Raw genomic sequence first — 14070 nt, forward strand, 5'->3', positions numbered from 1 at the left:
CTTTGTAAACCGCTCATTAATCAATACTTTTAGTCCGGAATTTGCAAAACCGGTAATAGTTGAGCGCGCTTCAGAAACTCTTTAAACATACTTTTATTTACGGCCTGGCAACAGTATTGCCCAGAATCCTTACCGTATTACTTACCAGGCTCTATACAGATAAGTTCCCTACAGATGAGTATGGAGTAGTGAGCCTTGTTTTTGCCTGGATGGTTTTCTTTAACGTGGTCCTTTCTTACGGAATGGAGACCGCCTTTTTCCGGTTTATCAATAAGAAAAAAAACCCGGAAACCGTACAGTCCACTGCCCTGGGCATGCTACTCATTTCCTCTCTGGGTTTTCTGGTACTCATGTTACCTTTACGCGATTCAATAGGGGCCTTTACCAATATTCCGGTTACCTATATTACCTATGCCCTGTTTATTTTGGTATTTGATGCTCTGGTGGTTATCCCTTTTGCATGGCTTCGCCATCAACAAAGATCTATAAAATATACCTATATAAAAATAACCAATGTGGTTATTAACCTGTCTCTTAATCTGTTCTTCTTTTTAGCTTTACCGTTGCTTTCAGATACGACCGAGAACTCATTTTTGAAGTTTATAGACCAGGGAGAAAATAAGATAAGTTATGTATTTATGGCCAATCTTGCTGCCAGTGTATGTACGCTTTTATGGCTGCTGCCACTGTATGTAAAGATCGGGCTCCGTATCCATACCAACATTGTAAAGCAAATGCTACGGTACGGGCTGCCTGTATTAGTAGCCGGTATGGCTTTTGCTGTTAATGAACACTTTGATAAAATTCTTCTGGAAAAGCTGTTGCCTCAGGATATTGCCCGTTCTCAGGTAGGAGTGTATAGTGCCTGTTATCGTTTAGGAGTGTTTATGACCCTTTTTGTAACTGCTTTTAAACTGGGAGTAGAACCCTTTTTCTTCAGTCATGCCAAAGATCGGGATGCTCCCGAAACCTATGCCCGTATTACTCTCTACTTTTCCATTTTTGCTGCGTTTATCTTGCTATTCGTTGTGGTGTATGTAGATATTTTTAAAATGCTGCTAATTGCCGAAGCATATTGGGAGGCTATGTGGATCGTTCCGGTTATTCTTATTGCCAATCTTTTTCTAGGGTTGTATCACAATCTCTCGGTATGGTATAAAGTAACAGATCGTACCCGGTACGGGGCCTATATTTCAGTGGTAGGGGCACTCATTACCTTAGTACTTAATGTGGCGTTAATTCCCGTAATTGGTTATAAAGGTTCGGCATTGGCTACCCTGGTTGCCTATGGTACCATGATGATACTTTCATATGTCATTGGCAGAAAAAAATACCCCATTCCCTATAAGGTTTCAAAAATAAGCATGTATCTGGGTGTATCCGTTTTGTTTTCTATACTTTCTTTTTACCAGTTTCAACGAAACCTTCTCATAGGAAACGGGTTACTTTTAGTATTTTTGACCATTGTGTATTTAAATGAAAAAGATCAGTTCCAAAAAATAATCAGTAAAAATGACCATTAAAATTATTAATACTTCCGGGCACGCATTGCCGCATTATGAAACCGAAGCTTCGGCAGGAATGGATCTCAGGGCACATATAAGTGAACCTGTGGCTCTCAAACCCCTGGAGCGGGCCATTGTAAAAACCGGGCTCTTTATTGAACTCCCTGCAGGGTTTGAGGCCCAGGTACGGCCGCGAAGCGGCCTGGCTGCTAAAAACGGAATTACCGTACTCAATGCACCCGGCACCATTGATGCCGATTACCGGGGAGAAATAGGTGTGATACTGGTAAACCTCTCCAATGAACCGTTTACAGTAAAAAACGGAGAGCGTATTGCCCAGTTAGTGATTGCCCGCCATGAACGTGCCCAATGGGAAGAAGTCACCCAACTTTCAGATACTTCACGGGGAACCGGAGGTTTCGGAAGTACCGGAACCCGATAAATAAAACATACAAAACAAAATGTATTCATGAAGATTATAGTACCCATGGCCGGGAGAGGTTCCCGGCTTCGTCCGCATACACTTACCGTTCCCAAACCGCTTATTCCTATTGCGGGGAAACCCATTGTGCAACGCCTGGTAGAAGATATTGCCGGTGTTTTGAAAGAAGATCTGGAGGAGATCGCATTTATTATTCATAAAGATTTTGGAAAAGACGTAGAAAAACAATTACTGGAAATAGCTGAAAAACTAAATACAAAAGGCACTATTTATTATCAGGACCAGCCCCTGGGAACCGGCCATGCCATTATGTGTGCCAAAGAATCCCTTTCGGGCCCTTGCGTGATTGCCTATGCCGATACGCTGTTTAAAGCCCATTTCAATCTGGATATTTCTGCCGATAGTGTGATATGGGTAAAAAAAGTAATCAATCCCGAAGCCTATGGCGTGGTACAACTCAATCCTGAAGGAGCCATTACCGCACTTGTTGAAAAACCCAAAGAAAAGGTTTCAGACCTGGCCGTAATTGGTATTTACTACTTTAAAAAAGGAGAAGAGCTTAAAGCAGAATTACAAGAGGTTCTTGAAAAAAATATCATTCATGGAGGAGAATATCAGATAAATGACGGGATTAAGGGAATGATGCGAAAAGGAAAAAAGTTTGTGCCCGGAGAAGTCGCCGAATGGATGGATTGTGGTAATAAGAATGTTACCGTAGATACCAACAGCCGTATGCTGGGCTTTTTACAGGCAGAAGCAAAAGAAGTTCTGGTGTCTGAAGACGTAGAATTGGAGAACGCTACCATTATACCGCCCTGTTATATTGGCAAAGGGGTAAAACTCATTAACAGTACCATAGGCCCTAATGTATCACTGGGAGCGCATTGTATCGTAACCGACTCAAACGTTAAAAACAGTTTAATACAAACACATACCACCATAAAAAATGCTAACTTAGATCATGCAATGATAGGTAATCACGCTACCTTTAATGGTAATTTTACCAGCGTGAGCCTGGGGGATTATTCCGGTTTGGAATAGATTTTGAAGGGCTACCTTTATAAAAGCAGATGCAACCGTGAAAAACCGTATGTACATATCCGTATTTATTAGCTTATTCATAAGCAGTAGTATCACGTATGCACAGGAACCCGAAGTAAGTGCCGATGTATCTAATGAGATCGTTACCGATGCGTTTCAGGAACAGTTTTTTGAAGGGTTGAAACAACATGCCATAGAGAACTATGAAAAAGCAATAGCAGCCTTTCTTAATTGTAAGAATATTGACCCTGAAAATACGGTGGTAGATTTTGAACTGGGTAAAAATTACCTAAAACTGCATCAGTACTACAAAGCAGAAGACCATATTCTAAAAGCCGTAAATGCAGATCCTGCCAATACCTGGTATCTCGATGTACTTTTTAAAGTATATGAAATGCAAAATGCCACGCATAAGGCCATAGAATTGGCAGAACGCCTGGCAGATACGAATGATCGTTATAAAGAAAGTCTCGCTTCCTTATATACCCGTTCCGGAGCTTTTGATAAAGCTCTTACCCTTTTAGACGAGTTAGATGCTGAACAGGGTGTTACTGTATCGAGACGTAATTTGCGATCGCAGTTGCTGGCCAGAAAAAATAGCAGGGTATCTGCGATAAAACAGAGCGTGGTAGAAAATACCGATCCGCTGCCTGTTCAAAATCCGCTCGAAACCATACAAACCGAAATAGACCGTCTGCAAAGTATTTCTGATTTTAAGGCACTCGAAGAGTTTACAGATGAGGCACTTGAAACCTATCCTTCACAATCTGCCTTTTACTATGCCAATGCCTTTGCAAAAAATAAGTTAAGCAAACACAAAGATGCAATTTATTCACTGGAAATGGCGTTAGAGTTTCTGTTAGGGAACCCCTCCTTAGAGCAGCGCATTTACGGGCAAATGATCATTGCCTATACCGGCCTCGGAAATTTAGAGAAAGTTCGCGAATATGAAAAGAAGATGAAAAAGGGATCATGAAAATAAAAGAGTACATAAAATATAAAATTGCTGCAGGAGTATTCCTGTTGTTATTTTTTATGGCAGGTTGTGGTAGTAACAAAGTACTGGTAGAAGGAAAGATCGATAAAAAACTTCAGGCGCGTACCATTATAAAAAATCACTACAATGGAGAGCTTAGCTTTAAAACCATACGCGGGCGTATGCGTATTGATTATAAAAACGGTTCCGAATCTCAGAGCTTTACCCTAAGCTTCCGTATGGAAAAAGACAAAACCATCTGGCTAAGTGCTCCTTTATCAGTGATTAAAGTACTTATTACCCCAGAGAGGGTGAGTTTTTATAACAAACTGGATAATAGCTTTTTTGATGGCGATTTTTCATACCTCAGCAATCTCTTAGGTACTGAACTGGACTTTACTAAGGTGCAGAACCTTCTGCTGGGACAGGCTATTTTTGATCTTAAAAAAGAAAAATACCATTCTGATATTGCCGAAAACACCTATAGGTTAAAGCCCGTTAAAGATTTTGAATTATTTAAACACCTTTTCCTCATAGAGCCGGCCCATTATAAAATGGCATTGCAACAAATAGCACAACCCGGTGCGTCAAGGCTCCTGAACGTAAATTACAAAACCTACCAAAAAGTAGGAGAAAAAGTTTTTCCAAACACTATAAAAGTTACCGCGCTTCAGGGTAACGACCAGGTAAATATTGATATTGAATATCGCAATATAGAATTTGACCAGCACGTAAGTTTTCCCTACAATATTCCCCGGGGGTATAAAGAGATCGCTTTAAAATGATGAAAAGTATCCGGAGACACCTTTGGTTTTTAGGTTTATGTGTACTCATGGTTTTCCCTTTGCAGGGACAAACCGGTGAGAAAGCTGCTCTGGAGGCCCGTAGAGCCCGTTTACAGAAAGAAATACAGCAAATCAACTCCTTACTCAGTAAAGAAATAAAAGAGCGTAAAACCGTTCTGGAGCAGGTGGAGGACATAGATCGTAAAATTCAGATACGAAGAGAGCTTATTCGTGTTACCAATCAGGAGGCCAACCTTATTAACAGAAGGCTCAATCAAAACCTGAAGCAAATAGAAAAACTGCGTACTGATCTTACCCGCCTTAAAGAAGATTATGCGCGTATGATACGGAAATCGTATCAGAGCCGTTCCCGCCAGAGTCGTCTTATGTTTATTCTTTCTTCCGAAAATTTTCTTCAGGCCTATAAGCGGCTTCAATATATGAAACAATATACCGCGTACCGTAAAGAGCAGGGCCAAAAAATAGAACAAACCACTACAGAATTGCAGGAGCGCAACAAAACCCTTATTTCCCAGCGTAAAGAAAAAGAAGCACTGGCCCAGGCAAACAGAGAAGAGCAGCGCCGCTTTGAGCGTGAAAAAGATATGCAGGAAGACCTGCTTGCCTCCATTCGTAAAAATGAGGGACAGTACAAAACGCAGATACAACGCAAACAGCGCGAGGCCCGTGCACTGGACCGCCAAATAGAAAAACTGATACGTGAGGCCATTGCAGAATCTAATAAAAAAGCAGGAAATACGGCCAATACCTCCACCTTTGCCCTTACTCCGGAAGCAAAACTCATAGCCAATAACTTTGAAGCCAATAAGGGCCGACTGATCTGGCCCGTAGAGAAAGGTGTAAAAAGCAAAGGCTACGGTGCATATCCCGATCCGGTATATCCGGGGGTAAAGCACTTTAATAACGGCGTTACCATTGCCACCGAAAAAGGTACAAGGGTACGATCCGTTTTTAACGGAGAAGTATCTGCCGTAATTGCCGTGCCCAATGGTAATAAAGCCATACAGGTACGCCATGGTAACTTTATTACTACCTATTACAATATTGCGCGGGTATATGTTAAAAAAGGCGATACAGTAACTGCACGCCAGGAGTTGGGTGAAGTATTTACCAGCCCTTCTACCGGAAAGACCGAGCTTAAATTTTTTCTCTATAAAGACACCCGCAGGCTCAACCCTGAAAAATGGATCTATCGGATGTGATATCTAAACTTTTAAACAGGATCTCTGTAAACAAAAAGTTTTAAAGCAATTACCCTTAAGGGCATTAGAACTACAACCGTGAAAACAGTTGCCAGAAGATAGTGTATCTGTAATTTTAAACCTATACCGTACAATAGATTAGCGCAGATATAGAAGAATACGATAAAAACAATAAAGCGAAACAATTTACGCCTGTGATGATCTGTTTTAAATAAATACCTCAATTGTACCCAATATAAAAATACATAGTTAATGGCATACACAATAATGAAGGCCAGTTTTTCATGTACCTGTAAAAAATCTACCGCAATAAATAAACCAAGGAACACGAAGCCATAACTCGCTAAACTCACAAGTACATATTTTATAAATAAGCGCTTGTTTTCTTTGGTCAAAATAGTATTCAATCTAAACATTTTCAGAGATCGTATTTTAGGCCTCTTTTTTTTCAGCCAGAACAATGGTCCAGGGAAGGGGAGATTCTACAGCAATGACTTTTCCAAATTTTTCTTCAACCAGGGTAATGATCGATCTTTTAGACCAGTTATTCAGATGGCCGGGGGTATTGCCAAATCTGTTTAAATATTTTAACCGGCACATGTTTAAAAAACACCATAAAGGCTCTCTGGGGACTCCCAGTATTAAATACTTTTTTGATACTCTCTTTATTTCCTCCAGAGCCACTTCCGGATAATCCAGATGTTCCAGCACCTCTAATAAGAAAACAAGATCTACACTGGCATTATTATAGCTGAGTTCATAAACACTCTCCTGAAATATATGAGTGTCCGGGTTATTTTTTTTTGCCAGTTCTACAAGTCTTTCAACATATTCTGATGCGGTTATATTTGGGATCATTTTACGTAACCGTATCGTAGATCTCCCTTCTCCGGCGCCTATTTCATGGGCAGAACTTACATTTTCAGTTTTCTCAAGGAGTCTGCCTACCGATTCAAAATAACGATTTACCAAATATTTAGCGATAAAACCGGTATCCTCGTACTTCCCGGAAAAATCTTCCACTTGTGGCGTCGCTTTCAGGTTTTTATGGTCAATTTTTTTCAAAATAGTTCTTCTTTAACAAATAGAGTATTTTTTCCTGATTGTGCCGAATACGATTAAGCATATCTGCCACAAAAGCAAGTGTCATTAACAACAAGGACATTCCGCAAAGAGAGAGGGCTATGATACCTATACTTTTGTAGGGGGTAATCGTTGCATTCATAATCCAGTGAACCAGTACAAACCCTCCCATAAGTAAGGCTATGAGCATAACAAAGAGCGCTATTGAAAAAAAGAATTGTAAGGGCTTATAATCCTTTAAACACTTAAAAATAATAAGAGAAGTTTTAAAAGCGTATTTAAAAAGATTATTGGCAACTCTGGAAATACGATCATCAAAATAGGTTACACTAACAGGTACTTGTGCAACTCTGTAACCCTTATCCAGTAAGTCAAGGATAGTTTCATGCGTATATGTAAAATTTCCCTGTAAATTTAGGTGCAAAAGGCAATCTTTTGAATAGGCTCTGAAGCCACAGGAAGCATCCTGTATTTTAGTATTGCTTACCAAACTAACTATTTTACTTATTCTGCGATTTCCCCAAAACTTAAGGCGTGGCATTTTTTCAGGACGCGCATTGGCAAATCGGTTCCCAATACAAAAATCAGCCTTGTTATTTACTAAGGGAGTGATCATGGCTTCTATCTGGGTTGCATCAAATTGCCCGTCAGCATCTGTACTAACCAGTACATCTGCATGTACTTTTAATGCGTAGGTCAATGCGGTTTGAAAAGCACTGCCTACCCCTTTATTACCGGTATGATTAATAACCGTAGCACCTGCTTTTAAGGCCTCTTGTTCGGTATCGTCGCTACTACCGTCGTTAACCACCAGTAATTCCAGACTCGAAAAGTCATTAATTCTTTTTGGGATAGAAGTAAGTACTTTATGAATAGTTTGCCCTTCATTAAGAGCAGGCATATACACTATTATTTTTTTTGACATCCCTTTTTCCAAAATACAATAGATTAAAAATATGTATGTAAGAGTACTACATTAAGGCGTAGCTCATTTAACAGATATACAAAACAGAGAATTTGACTTCCTGTAACAAACCATTTAGTACCTATAGTAAGTTTTGAGCTTAGAAAATAATACCCTGTTAAAAAACCCGGTAATAAAATTAACCAGTATCTACTAAAACCCGTTCCTGCCACAATAAGCCCCGCCATAACCAGAAGAATAGAGATAAATAACCACTTCATTCCCTTAGTTTTTTTCGTAACCAGATACCCTAAAATAAAGCTAATAATTAAAAACAGGCTTCCCAAAAAATTTCTGAGCCCGGTTACAGGCACAAAAAGAGAAATAAATGCAGGGATACCGTTGGTTCTGCTTACCTCATAGTGCTTGATGAGCCCCAATCCCGCTTTTATGTTATACAAAAAGGGGTTTTCTGATTTAAAACGATCAAAATAGCTTATTTCAGATACATTATTCTGTTCTATATGATATACATATTTAAACCAGAAAACAAAAGGCAATATAAGTAGCAACAGATAGGGTAATAAGGAGTATATGTTGCGTAGAGAGTGTTTTTTATAATACTCATAAAAATGATAGACTACCAATACCCCCATAACCAGATATAAATACCGGGTCATGGCCAGTAACAAAAACAAAGCAAACAGCTTAAGTAAATTTTGTTGTGTATATGCAGTATTGAAATAATACATAAAGCCCCAAAAAGCGAAAAATAAGATAGCTTCAGGATAGAGGCCCGGGAAAAAACTGATAGCATGTGAATTAACCGCGGTGAGCGCCATAATAGACAAAATTACCCTAAAATCAATGTTTTGTTGGGCAAGAAAGAGATACAGATACCTAAACCCTAAAATAGTTAGGAGAATATGGAGCAGTTTTCCCAGTACAAACCCAAGGGTAGGAACGGTACTTATTTTAAAAAAAGCAAGGATAAACGGGATAACCGGGGTAACGGTAGAAGGATTTCCTGAAAAATAATACTTTCCCAGTAAAATATTATCTGCAATTTCAGAATACGTTAGTTCATCTCCCTGTAAAGGAATAATAAGCGTACGTAGGGTTGCCAACAGGCTGAAAAGAAAGATAAATGAGAAGATTTTTTCTCTTTTAATAAAATCTTTGAGGCTCAATTTTTTACTTTTTCGTGCATACATCGAGGCACCAGTTTAAAGATCTAAAGTTACAGTTAATTTTTTATTCACTTGTAAGTAAGGATCTGTAAACGGGCATATATGGTTAGTATTTGTTTATAACCGGTGCTTGAATAATTAAAGCATCCTTTTCATTAATACACTTCTTTTTTTCGTATTTACGCTTACCACTTAATATTCAGAAGTACTTCTCAGAGGAGTAGATAAAGAATTAACAAGACGTCTTTTACCCAGATTAAATGCTGAATTACCTCCAAAATGGATTCGGGAACCGAATTTTACAATTAATTTATCAAATTTGGATACATTTTTTAGGGCATCATCAGCAAAACTTCCACCTCTTGCTATAGGAGCTAAAGATAGAAGAGTATTTCCTATAAGTGTTGATGAGATATTCATCCAGTCACTTCCAATACTTCCTTCTGCCCAACCAAGTGCACCTGCCTGCCATCCTGCACTTCACCAGAACCACCAAATAATGTAGACATGCTACTTAGATATTCACTTGAAGCGGTTTTAGTTGCACGGATTACAAATCCGCGCTATCGGGAGCTATTAGGTTTTAGCAAAAAAAACAAAAACTAAGTTTTAAATTACTCTTAATGATCATTTAGTTTAATAATGTTAAATTCAATATCATTAACTGAAACAACTCTTTCTTTACCTTTTGGATGCTCAATGAGGACGTATTCAAAATTTGGTTCTAAATAGTAAAACTCATTTTTGAAAGAAACCAAATGAATGAAATTCGCATTAACTATTTTGATTTTCTCATCATTTAATACATCTAAAACTGATGAATCCGACTTTTGATTTACTACAATTTGAAAGTCGGGAAGGGATTCAATATCAGTAATTCTGCTACTTGCACCATAAAAATCAGCTCCATACCCATATACTTCAAGATGATACCTAGAGTTTAGTACTTTTTGCTCAACTAACAACTCCCAATTAGCCTGAAACCAATTATTTAAATTTTCTGAATACTTGATTTCTTCATTGTCTTTGAGAAAAAGAATAGCGCTGCTCCAAGAAGAGTTTAGAAATGTTGCAAAGCTTTTAATAGAATCGTCAATACTCATTTTATAGATTGTTTAAAAAACTTAATTCCTGATTAGTTGGTAATCTTTTATAACCTTTACTTCCAGGTATTGAATTATCAAATTTGACTCTTTGTAAAGTGCCAACGGGTGCTTTAGGGTGATTATTTGGAATAAACCCTTTTACTCTGTCAGCAGTTATATCAAGGACACTACCATCTTTAAAATTAATTCGGACTCCTTTTTCTAAATTTCGTGTTTGGCGAATATCATATGAATGAAAAGCTTTGCCAAAAATTGTATTAACTTTTCTTGACTGAACAAAATTTCCAATTCTACTCGGCCCAAACCCTAAACCCGAACCTACTAATCCAATTTCAGCACCAGCTCTATAAACCGAACCTATATTTTCTCTGGCTATTTCACTGGCCACTTCGCGCATTATAGCAGCATTTTCGGCATACTCCCTCCTAAAATCTCTTACAGGCTTAAAAAATTCACGAGAAGCTCTCGTTGTTTTGCCTCTGAATTTTTGTAAAAAATTCCTATTGTCAAAAACGGTTACTTCGTTTAACGAAATTGGTGTTAATAACTCTGAAGGAACGTCGCCGGTGCCAAACCAGACCTTTCCCTGAAAATCTGTTGCTGTACCTCCAAGAATAGAGAACGCACATGGCCTTCCTCCTTTAGTAGTACAACCACCATCAGGGTCAGTTACACTTGCAGGGTTATTCGCCATCGCCAGATACGGACTAAAAAATTCTCCATAAGGATCAGGACTTATCCATCGGCCTATACGAGTATCATACATTCTTAGCTGGAACGCACTTAAACCAGTCTCCGGGTCTTTTTCCTGCCCCTGATATCCATATCGATAGGTACCATCAGTTAGCTGTGTATGGGGCATCACCATCCCAAAAGGATAATAATCGGTAGCGCCTTTTAGTTCCCGGTTACTTCCTGTCCAGCCTACGAGAGCCCGTACATTCCCTAAATGGTCGGTTAACTGATATACACTGGCACCCGTTTGTTTAAAATAAACCCCTAAACGGCCACTGCCGTAAACGGTATATTCCTGAGGGGTACTGCCCCGATAGACGGCCAGCGTGGTGCCGGAAGCATCCCGTACATAGTATTCGGTTTGTATCAAAGAACCTGTGGTATTATAACTTTCTTTTCGTACGCGGTGCCCCCGATCGTTATAATAAAACTTAACTAAAGGTACGGTATTTTTCTGTATTTCAGTAACCAGTCCGCTGGTATTGTAGATATACGTAATACCTTCGCCGGTATTCTGTACCAGTTGCCCGATACTGTTATACACGTAATTATTCCCGTCCTGATCTTTAATATCATCGGCATTGGTGGTGCCGGTAACGGCATCGTCCACCCGTAACAACTGGTTGGGTTTATCGGTTTTATAGGTATAGGTAAGCTGGTCCATGGCATTACTGCCACTGCCGGAACCCTGATTACGGTTTAGGGTTTGTATGTTTCCGTTGGCATCATAGGTAATACCCGATACGCGGTAGTCGTTGCCACTGCTCTCTATAAACCCATCTACATCCAGTACTTTTGCGGAAACGGTACTTCCGTTTTGTGCATGGAACCCGGGACTTAGTGTAATACTTACAGTGGCTTCCAGGGTTAGGCTCTGGCCACTGACGACAACTGCTGTTGAGGTAACATGGTCCTGCAGGCCACCGGTACCCTGAGGATCGCTGTATTGCCCGTAATAGGCATCGGTAAGCCAGTTGTTGCGGTCGTACTGATAACTATACGTATGTTGTGCCCCGGTCAAGCGGCGGTAGGTATTGTTCCAGCGTACGCCTTTAATGTTACCGTTAAAGAGGTTGGTGCCATATGTAGTACTTTCTACTTTTCCGTTATTCCGAAGGTAATCGTTATTGTGATAATCAAGGGCCATCCCGAAAAAGTCGTTGGTATCTCCACCGGGATCCTTACTTTGTGCCAGGCTGGGGTGATTGATCCCTTTTAACTGCCCTGCCATATTATATACATAATCGATCCCCTGCAGAGGTTGTCCGCCTACCGGGGCCAGTTCGGTACGTTTTAGCGCTCCGTTCTCATAGTATTCATATTGGGCGTGTACTGTATAGGTGGTACCATTGACTGACGTTTCTACCATTACCAGTTGTGAAGCGTTATTATACTGGTAGCGGTGCTCAAAATATTCGGACGGGCTGTGTTTTTGAAATATCACTTTGCTTACCAGCCCTTTAGTGGCGTCGTATTCGTAATCAATGGTTTTTATGCCCAGGCCCTCTATCTGCTGTACCATCCATACTACCCGGCCATATACGTCATAACTGTACCAGGTAGTAGCGGTAGCGGGGTTTTGGGTATAGGTTTTTACCACATTACCGGCCACAAAGCTTTGGGCCGGGTAGTGTACGGACAGGCTTCCCAAAGCGGCAGATAAACCCGCGATATCCGGGCTGTCAAATACGGTAAACTGTTGTTCTTTTCGGGTACCTGCCGGTAAAGAAGTATCAGGATTAGCCGTTGCAAAGGCAGTGCTTACGAGTACCCCGCTTTCTACGGGCCTGCCCAGGGCATCATAATTGGTATAAGAAAACTCGCCTGCGGCCAGTTGTTTGCTGTTTTGGGAATAGCGTATTTGCCCGTCGCGGCGGTATTTAAATTGAGCCGTGCCTTCGTCGGGGCTGGTGGTTTCCAGTAACTGCCCCAGAGAGTTGTATTGAAAGGTAGTAGATAAATGCTGTAAGGGCTGGCGACTTTCGGTAAGGCGGCCGGCTCTGTCATAAAAATTGAGTGAGTAATCATAATAGTTTTCAAAATGGTCTATACGCACCGGGGTGGCCGGGTTGTAGTTTTTGCGGTCAACCACTGCAATACGGTAAAAACCGGGTGGCAGGTTACTGGTATCACCGGTGATCCGTTCTTCGGTAATAAGATCATATACCCACACCGGGAACGGCCCTTGAAAGGGCTGTACTATGGTAAGTCCGCCAGATCCTTCGGGAATATGTACATCTACATATCCCTGCTCTTTAATATAGGCGCTGTTGGGGCGCCTGTTTGGGTCTGTAATAAGAACAGGCCCTTCTATGTGCGGGCTGCGGGCCGTAGCCAGGGTGTTCCCGTCAGAGTCGGTAAACACCACATTTTCCACCCCGTGTACATCCCTGCTTACGGTTTTAAATACCTTACGGCTAAGAATGCTGTAGGAAGGGTCGTTAAAGGCTCCCTGCCGGGTAAGCTCAAAACCTGCGGCCATGGTAAATGTATAGGGCTGTACCCACTGTTCTGTTCCGGCTTTATTTACTTTGTTCCCTCCCAATACTTTATGGGGCTGTTGCGGATTCAAACGGCTATATACCGTTCTGGAGAACGGATATGCAGTGATATCCTGCAAGGGCTGCCCTGTGTTTAAGGCGCTGTAATACCGGCCTATGGTATTTGCAGCGGTACCGGCGGGTGATGGTTCCCGGACAGTAGCAGGCCCGTCAAAATCGACTAAAGCATAGGGATTACCTCCCGTGTTTTGTAATACATTGGGCCGGTAAGCAAAGCCTGAAGCGGTAAACGGGGCACTTAAACTTTGCAGTGCCGGCCGGCCAAAGGCATCGTACCACTGGCCGTTGATCCAGTATTTACCGGTAAGTACATCCCATTGCTGGGATTGTACCGGTTTGGCGAGTACATCAAAATAGTTTACGTTTTTGGAAACCGTGGCTCCGGAAAAATCAAAACTTATGGTACTGCTCCAGTTCATATTATCATTAGGGAACGGAGGGAGTTCCTGAGCATGGTTTTCCTGCCATACCAGTAGGGATAGAAAAACGAGGGATAATGTATATACAGGTTTCATGAGG

13 protein-coding genes are annotated in these 14070 nt (G+C 40.8%); 6 read left to right on the plus strand and 7 right to left on the minus strand.

All coding sequences use genetic code 11. The annotated features are described in order from the left end of the window. The first annotated feature begins 59 nt into the window (after nt 1-59). From WAO84_RS05475 to WAO84_RS05500, 6 genes are read left to right on the plus strand one after another with little or no spacing between them, the layout of a single operon-like run. Nucleotides 60-1523 (plus strand): oligosaccharide flippase family protein, encoded by a 1464-nt coding sequence (locus WAO84_RS05475; RefSeq protein ID WP_340064236.1) that lies wholly within the window; start codon nt 60-62, stop codon nt 1521-1523. Then, on the plus strand, nt 1513-1947 hold the full coding sequence (gene dut / locus WAO84_RS05480; protein ID WP_340064239.1) for a dUTP diphosphatase: 435 nt from the start codon (nt 1513-1515) through the stop codon (nt 1945-1947). The genes WAO84_RS05475 and dut overlap by 11 nt, the downstream gene beginning before the upstream one ends. Nucleotides 1948-1974: 27 nt before the next feature. Further along, a complete protein-coding gene (locus WAO84_RS05485; protein ID WP_340064241.1) occupies nt 1975-2988 on the plus strand; it encodes a sugar nucleotidyltransferase in 1014 nt (337 codons plus the stop codon). A gap of 49 nt (nt 2989-3037) precedes the next feature. Next, nucleotides 3038-3964 carry a tetratricopeptide repeat protein gene (locus WAO84_RS05490; protein ID WP_340064243.1) on the plus strand — a complete coding sequence of 309 codons (927 nt, stop codon included), beginning with the start codon at nt 3038-3040 and terminating at the stop codon, nt 3962-3964. After that, on the plus strand, nt 3961-4749 hold the full coding sequence (lolB1, locus tag WAO84_RS05495) for a lipoprotein insertase outer membrane protein LolB1 (protein WP_340064244.1): 789 nt from the start codon (nt 3961-3963) through the stop codon (nt 4747-4749). The genes WAO84_RS05490 and lolB1 overlap by 4 nt, the downstream gene beginning before the upstream one ends. Next, nucleotides 4746-5972 carry a murein hydrolase activator EnvC family protein gene (locus WAO84_RS05500; protein ID WP_340064246.1) on the plus strand — a complete coding sequence of 409 codons (1227 nt, stop codon included), beginning with the start codon at nt 4746-4748 and terminating at the stop codon, nt 5970-5972. The genes lolB1 and WAO84_RS05500 overlap by 4 nt, the downstream gene beginning before the upstream one ends. An 11-nt stretch (nt 5973-5983) precedes the next feature. Here WAO84_RS05500 and WAO84_RS05505 read toward each other — a convergent pair whose 3' ends face one another. The 7 genes from WAO84_RS05505 to WAO84_RS05535 all read right to left on the minus strand — a co-directional run bounded on the left by WAO84_RS05505 (nt 5984) and on the right by WAO84_RS05535 (nt 14066). Beyond that, nucleotides 5984-6325, minus strand: a complete 342-nt coding sequence (locus WAO84_RS05505; protein ID WP_340064248.1) for a hypothetical protein — start codon at nt 6323-6325, stop codon at nt 5984-5986. Nucleotides 6326-6404: 79 nt separating this feature from the next. Beyond that, nucleotides 6405-7037, minus strand: a complete 633-nt coding sequence (locus WAO84_RS05510; RefSeq protein ID WP_340064250.1) for a class I SAM-dependent methyltransferase — start codon at nt 7035-7037, stop codon at nt 6405-6407. Continuing rightward, nucleotides 7024-7980 carry a glycosyltransferase family 2 protein gene (locus WAO84_RS05515; RefSeq protein WP_340064251.1) on the minus strand — a complete coding sequence of 319 codons (957 nt, stop codon included), beginning with the start codon at nt 7978-7980 and terminating at the stop codon, nt 7024-7026. The genes WAO84_RS05510 and WAO84_RS05515 overlap by 14 nt, the downstream gene beginning before the upstream one ends. 23 nt (nt 7981-8003) lie before the next feature. Beyond that, on the minus strand, nt 8004-9149 hold the full coding sequence (locus WAO84_RS05520) for a hypothetical protein (protein ID WP_340064253.1): 1146 nt from the start codon (nt 9147-9149) through the stop codon (nt 8004-8006). 192 nt (nt 9150-9341) lie between these two features. Beyond that, nucleotides 9342-9569, minus strand: coding sequence for a hypothetical protein (locus WAO84_RS05525; RefSeq protein ID WP_340064255.1), 228 nt, complete (start codon nt 9567-9569; stop codon nt 9342-9344). Nucleotides 9570-9769: 200 nt separating this feature from the next. Continuing rightward, nucleotides 9770-10252 carry a hypothetical protein gene (locus tag WAO84_RS05530; protein ID WP_340064256.1) on the minus strand — a complete coding sequence of 161 codons (483 nt, stop codon included), beginning with the start codon at nt 10250-10252 and terminating at the stop codon, nt 9770-9772. Nucleotide 10253: 1 nt separating this feature from the next. Beyond that, nucleotides 10254-14066, minus strand: coding sequence for an RHS repeat domain-containing protein (locus tag WAO84_RS05535; RefSeq protein ID WP_340064258.1), 3813 nt, complete (start codon nt 14064-14066; stop codon nt 10254-10256). Nucleotides 14067-14070: the final 4 nt, after the last annotated feature.

Source organism: Ascidiimonas aurantiaca, assembly GCF_037646345.1.
Classification (GTDB): Bacteria; Bacteroidota; Bacteroidia; order Flavobacteriales; family Flavobacteriaceae; genus Ascidiimonas; species Ascidiimonas aurantiaca.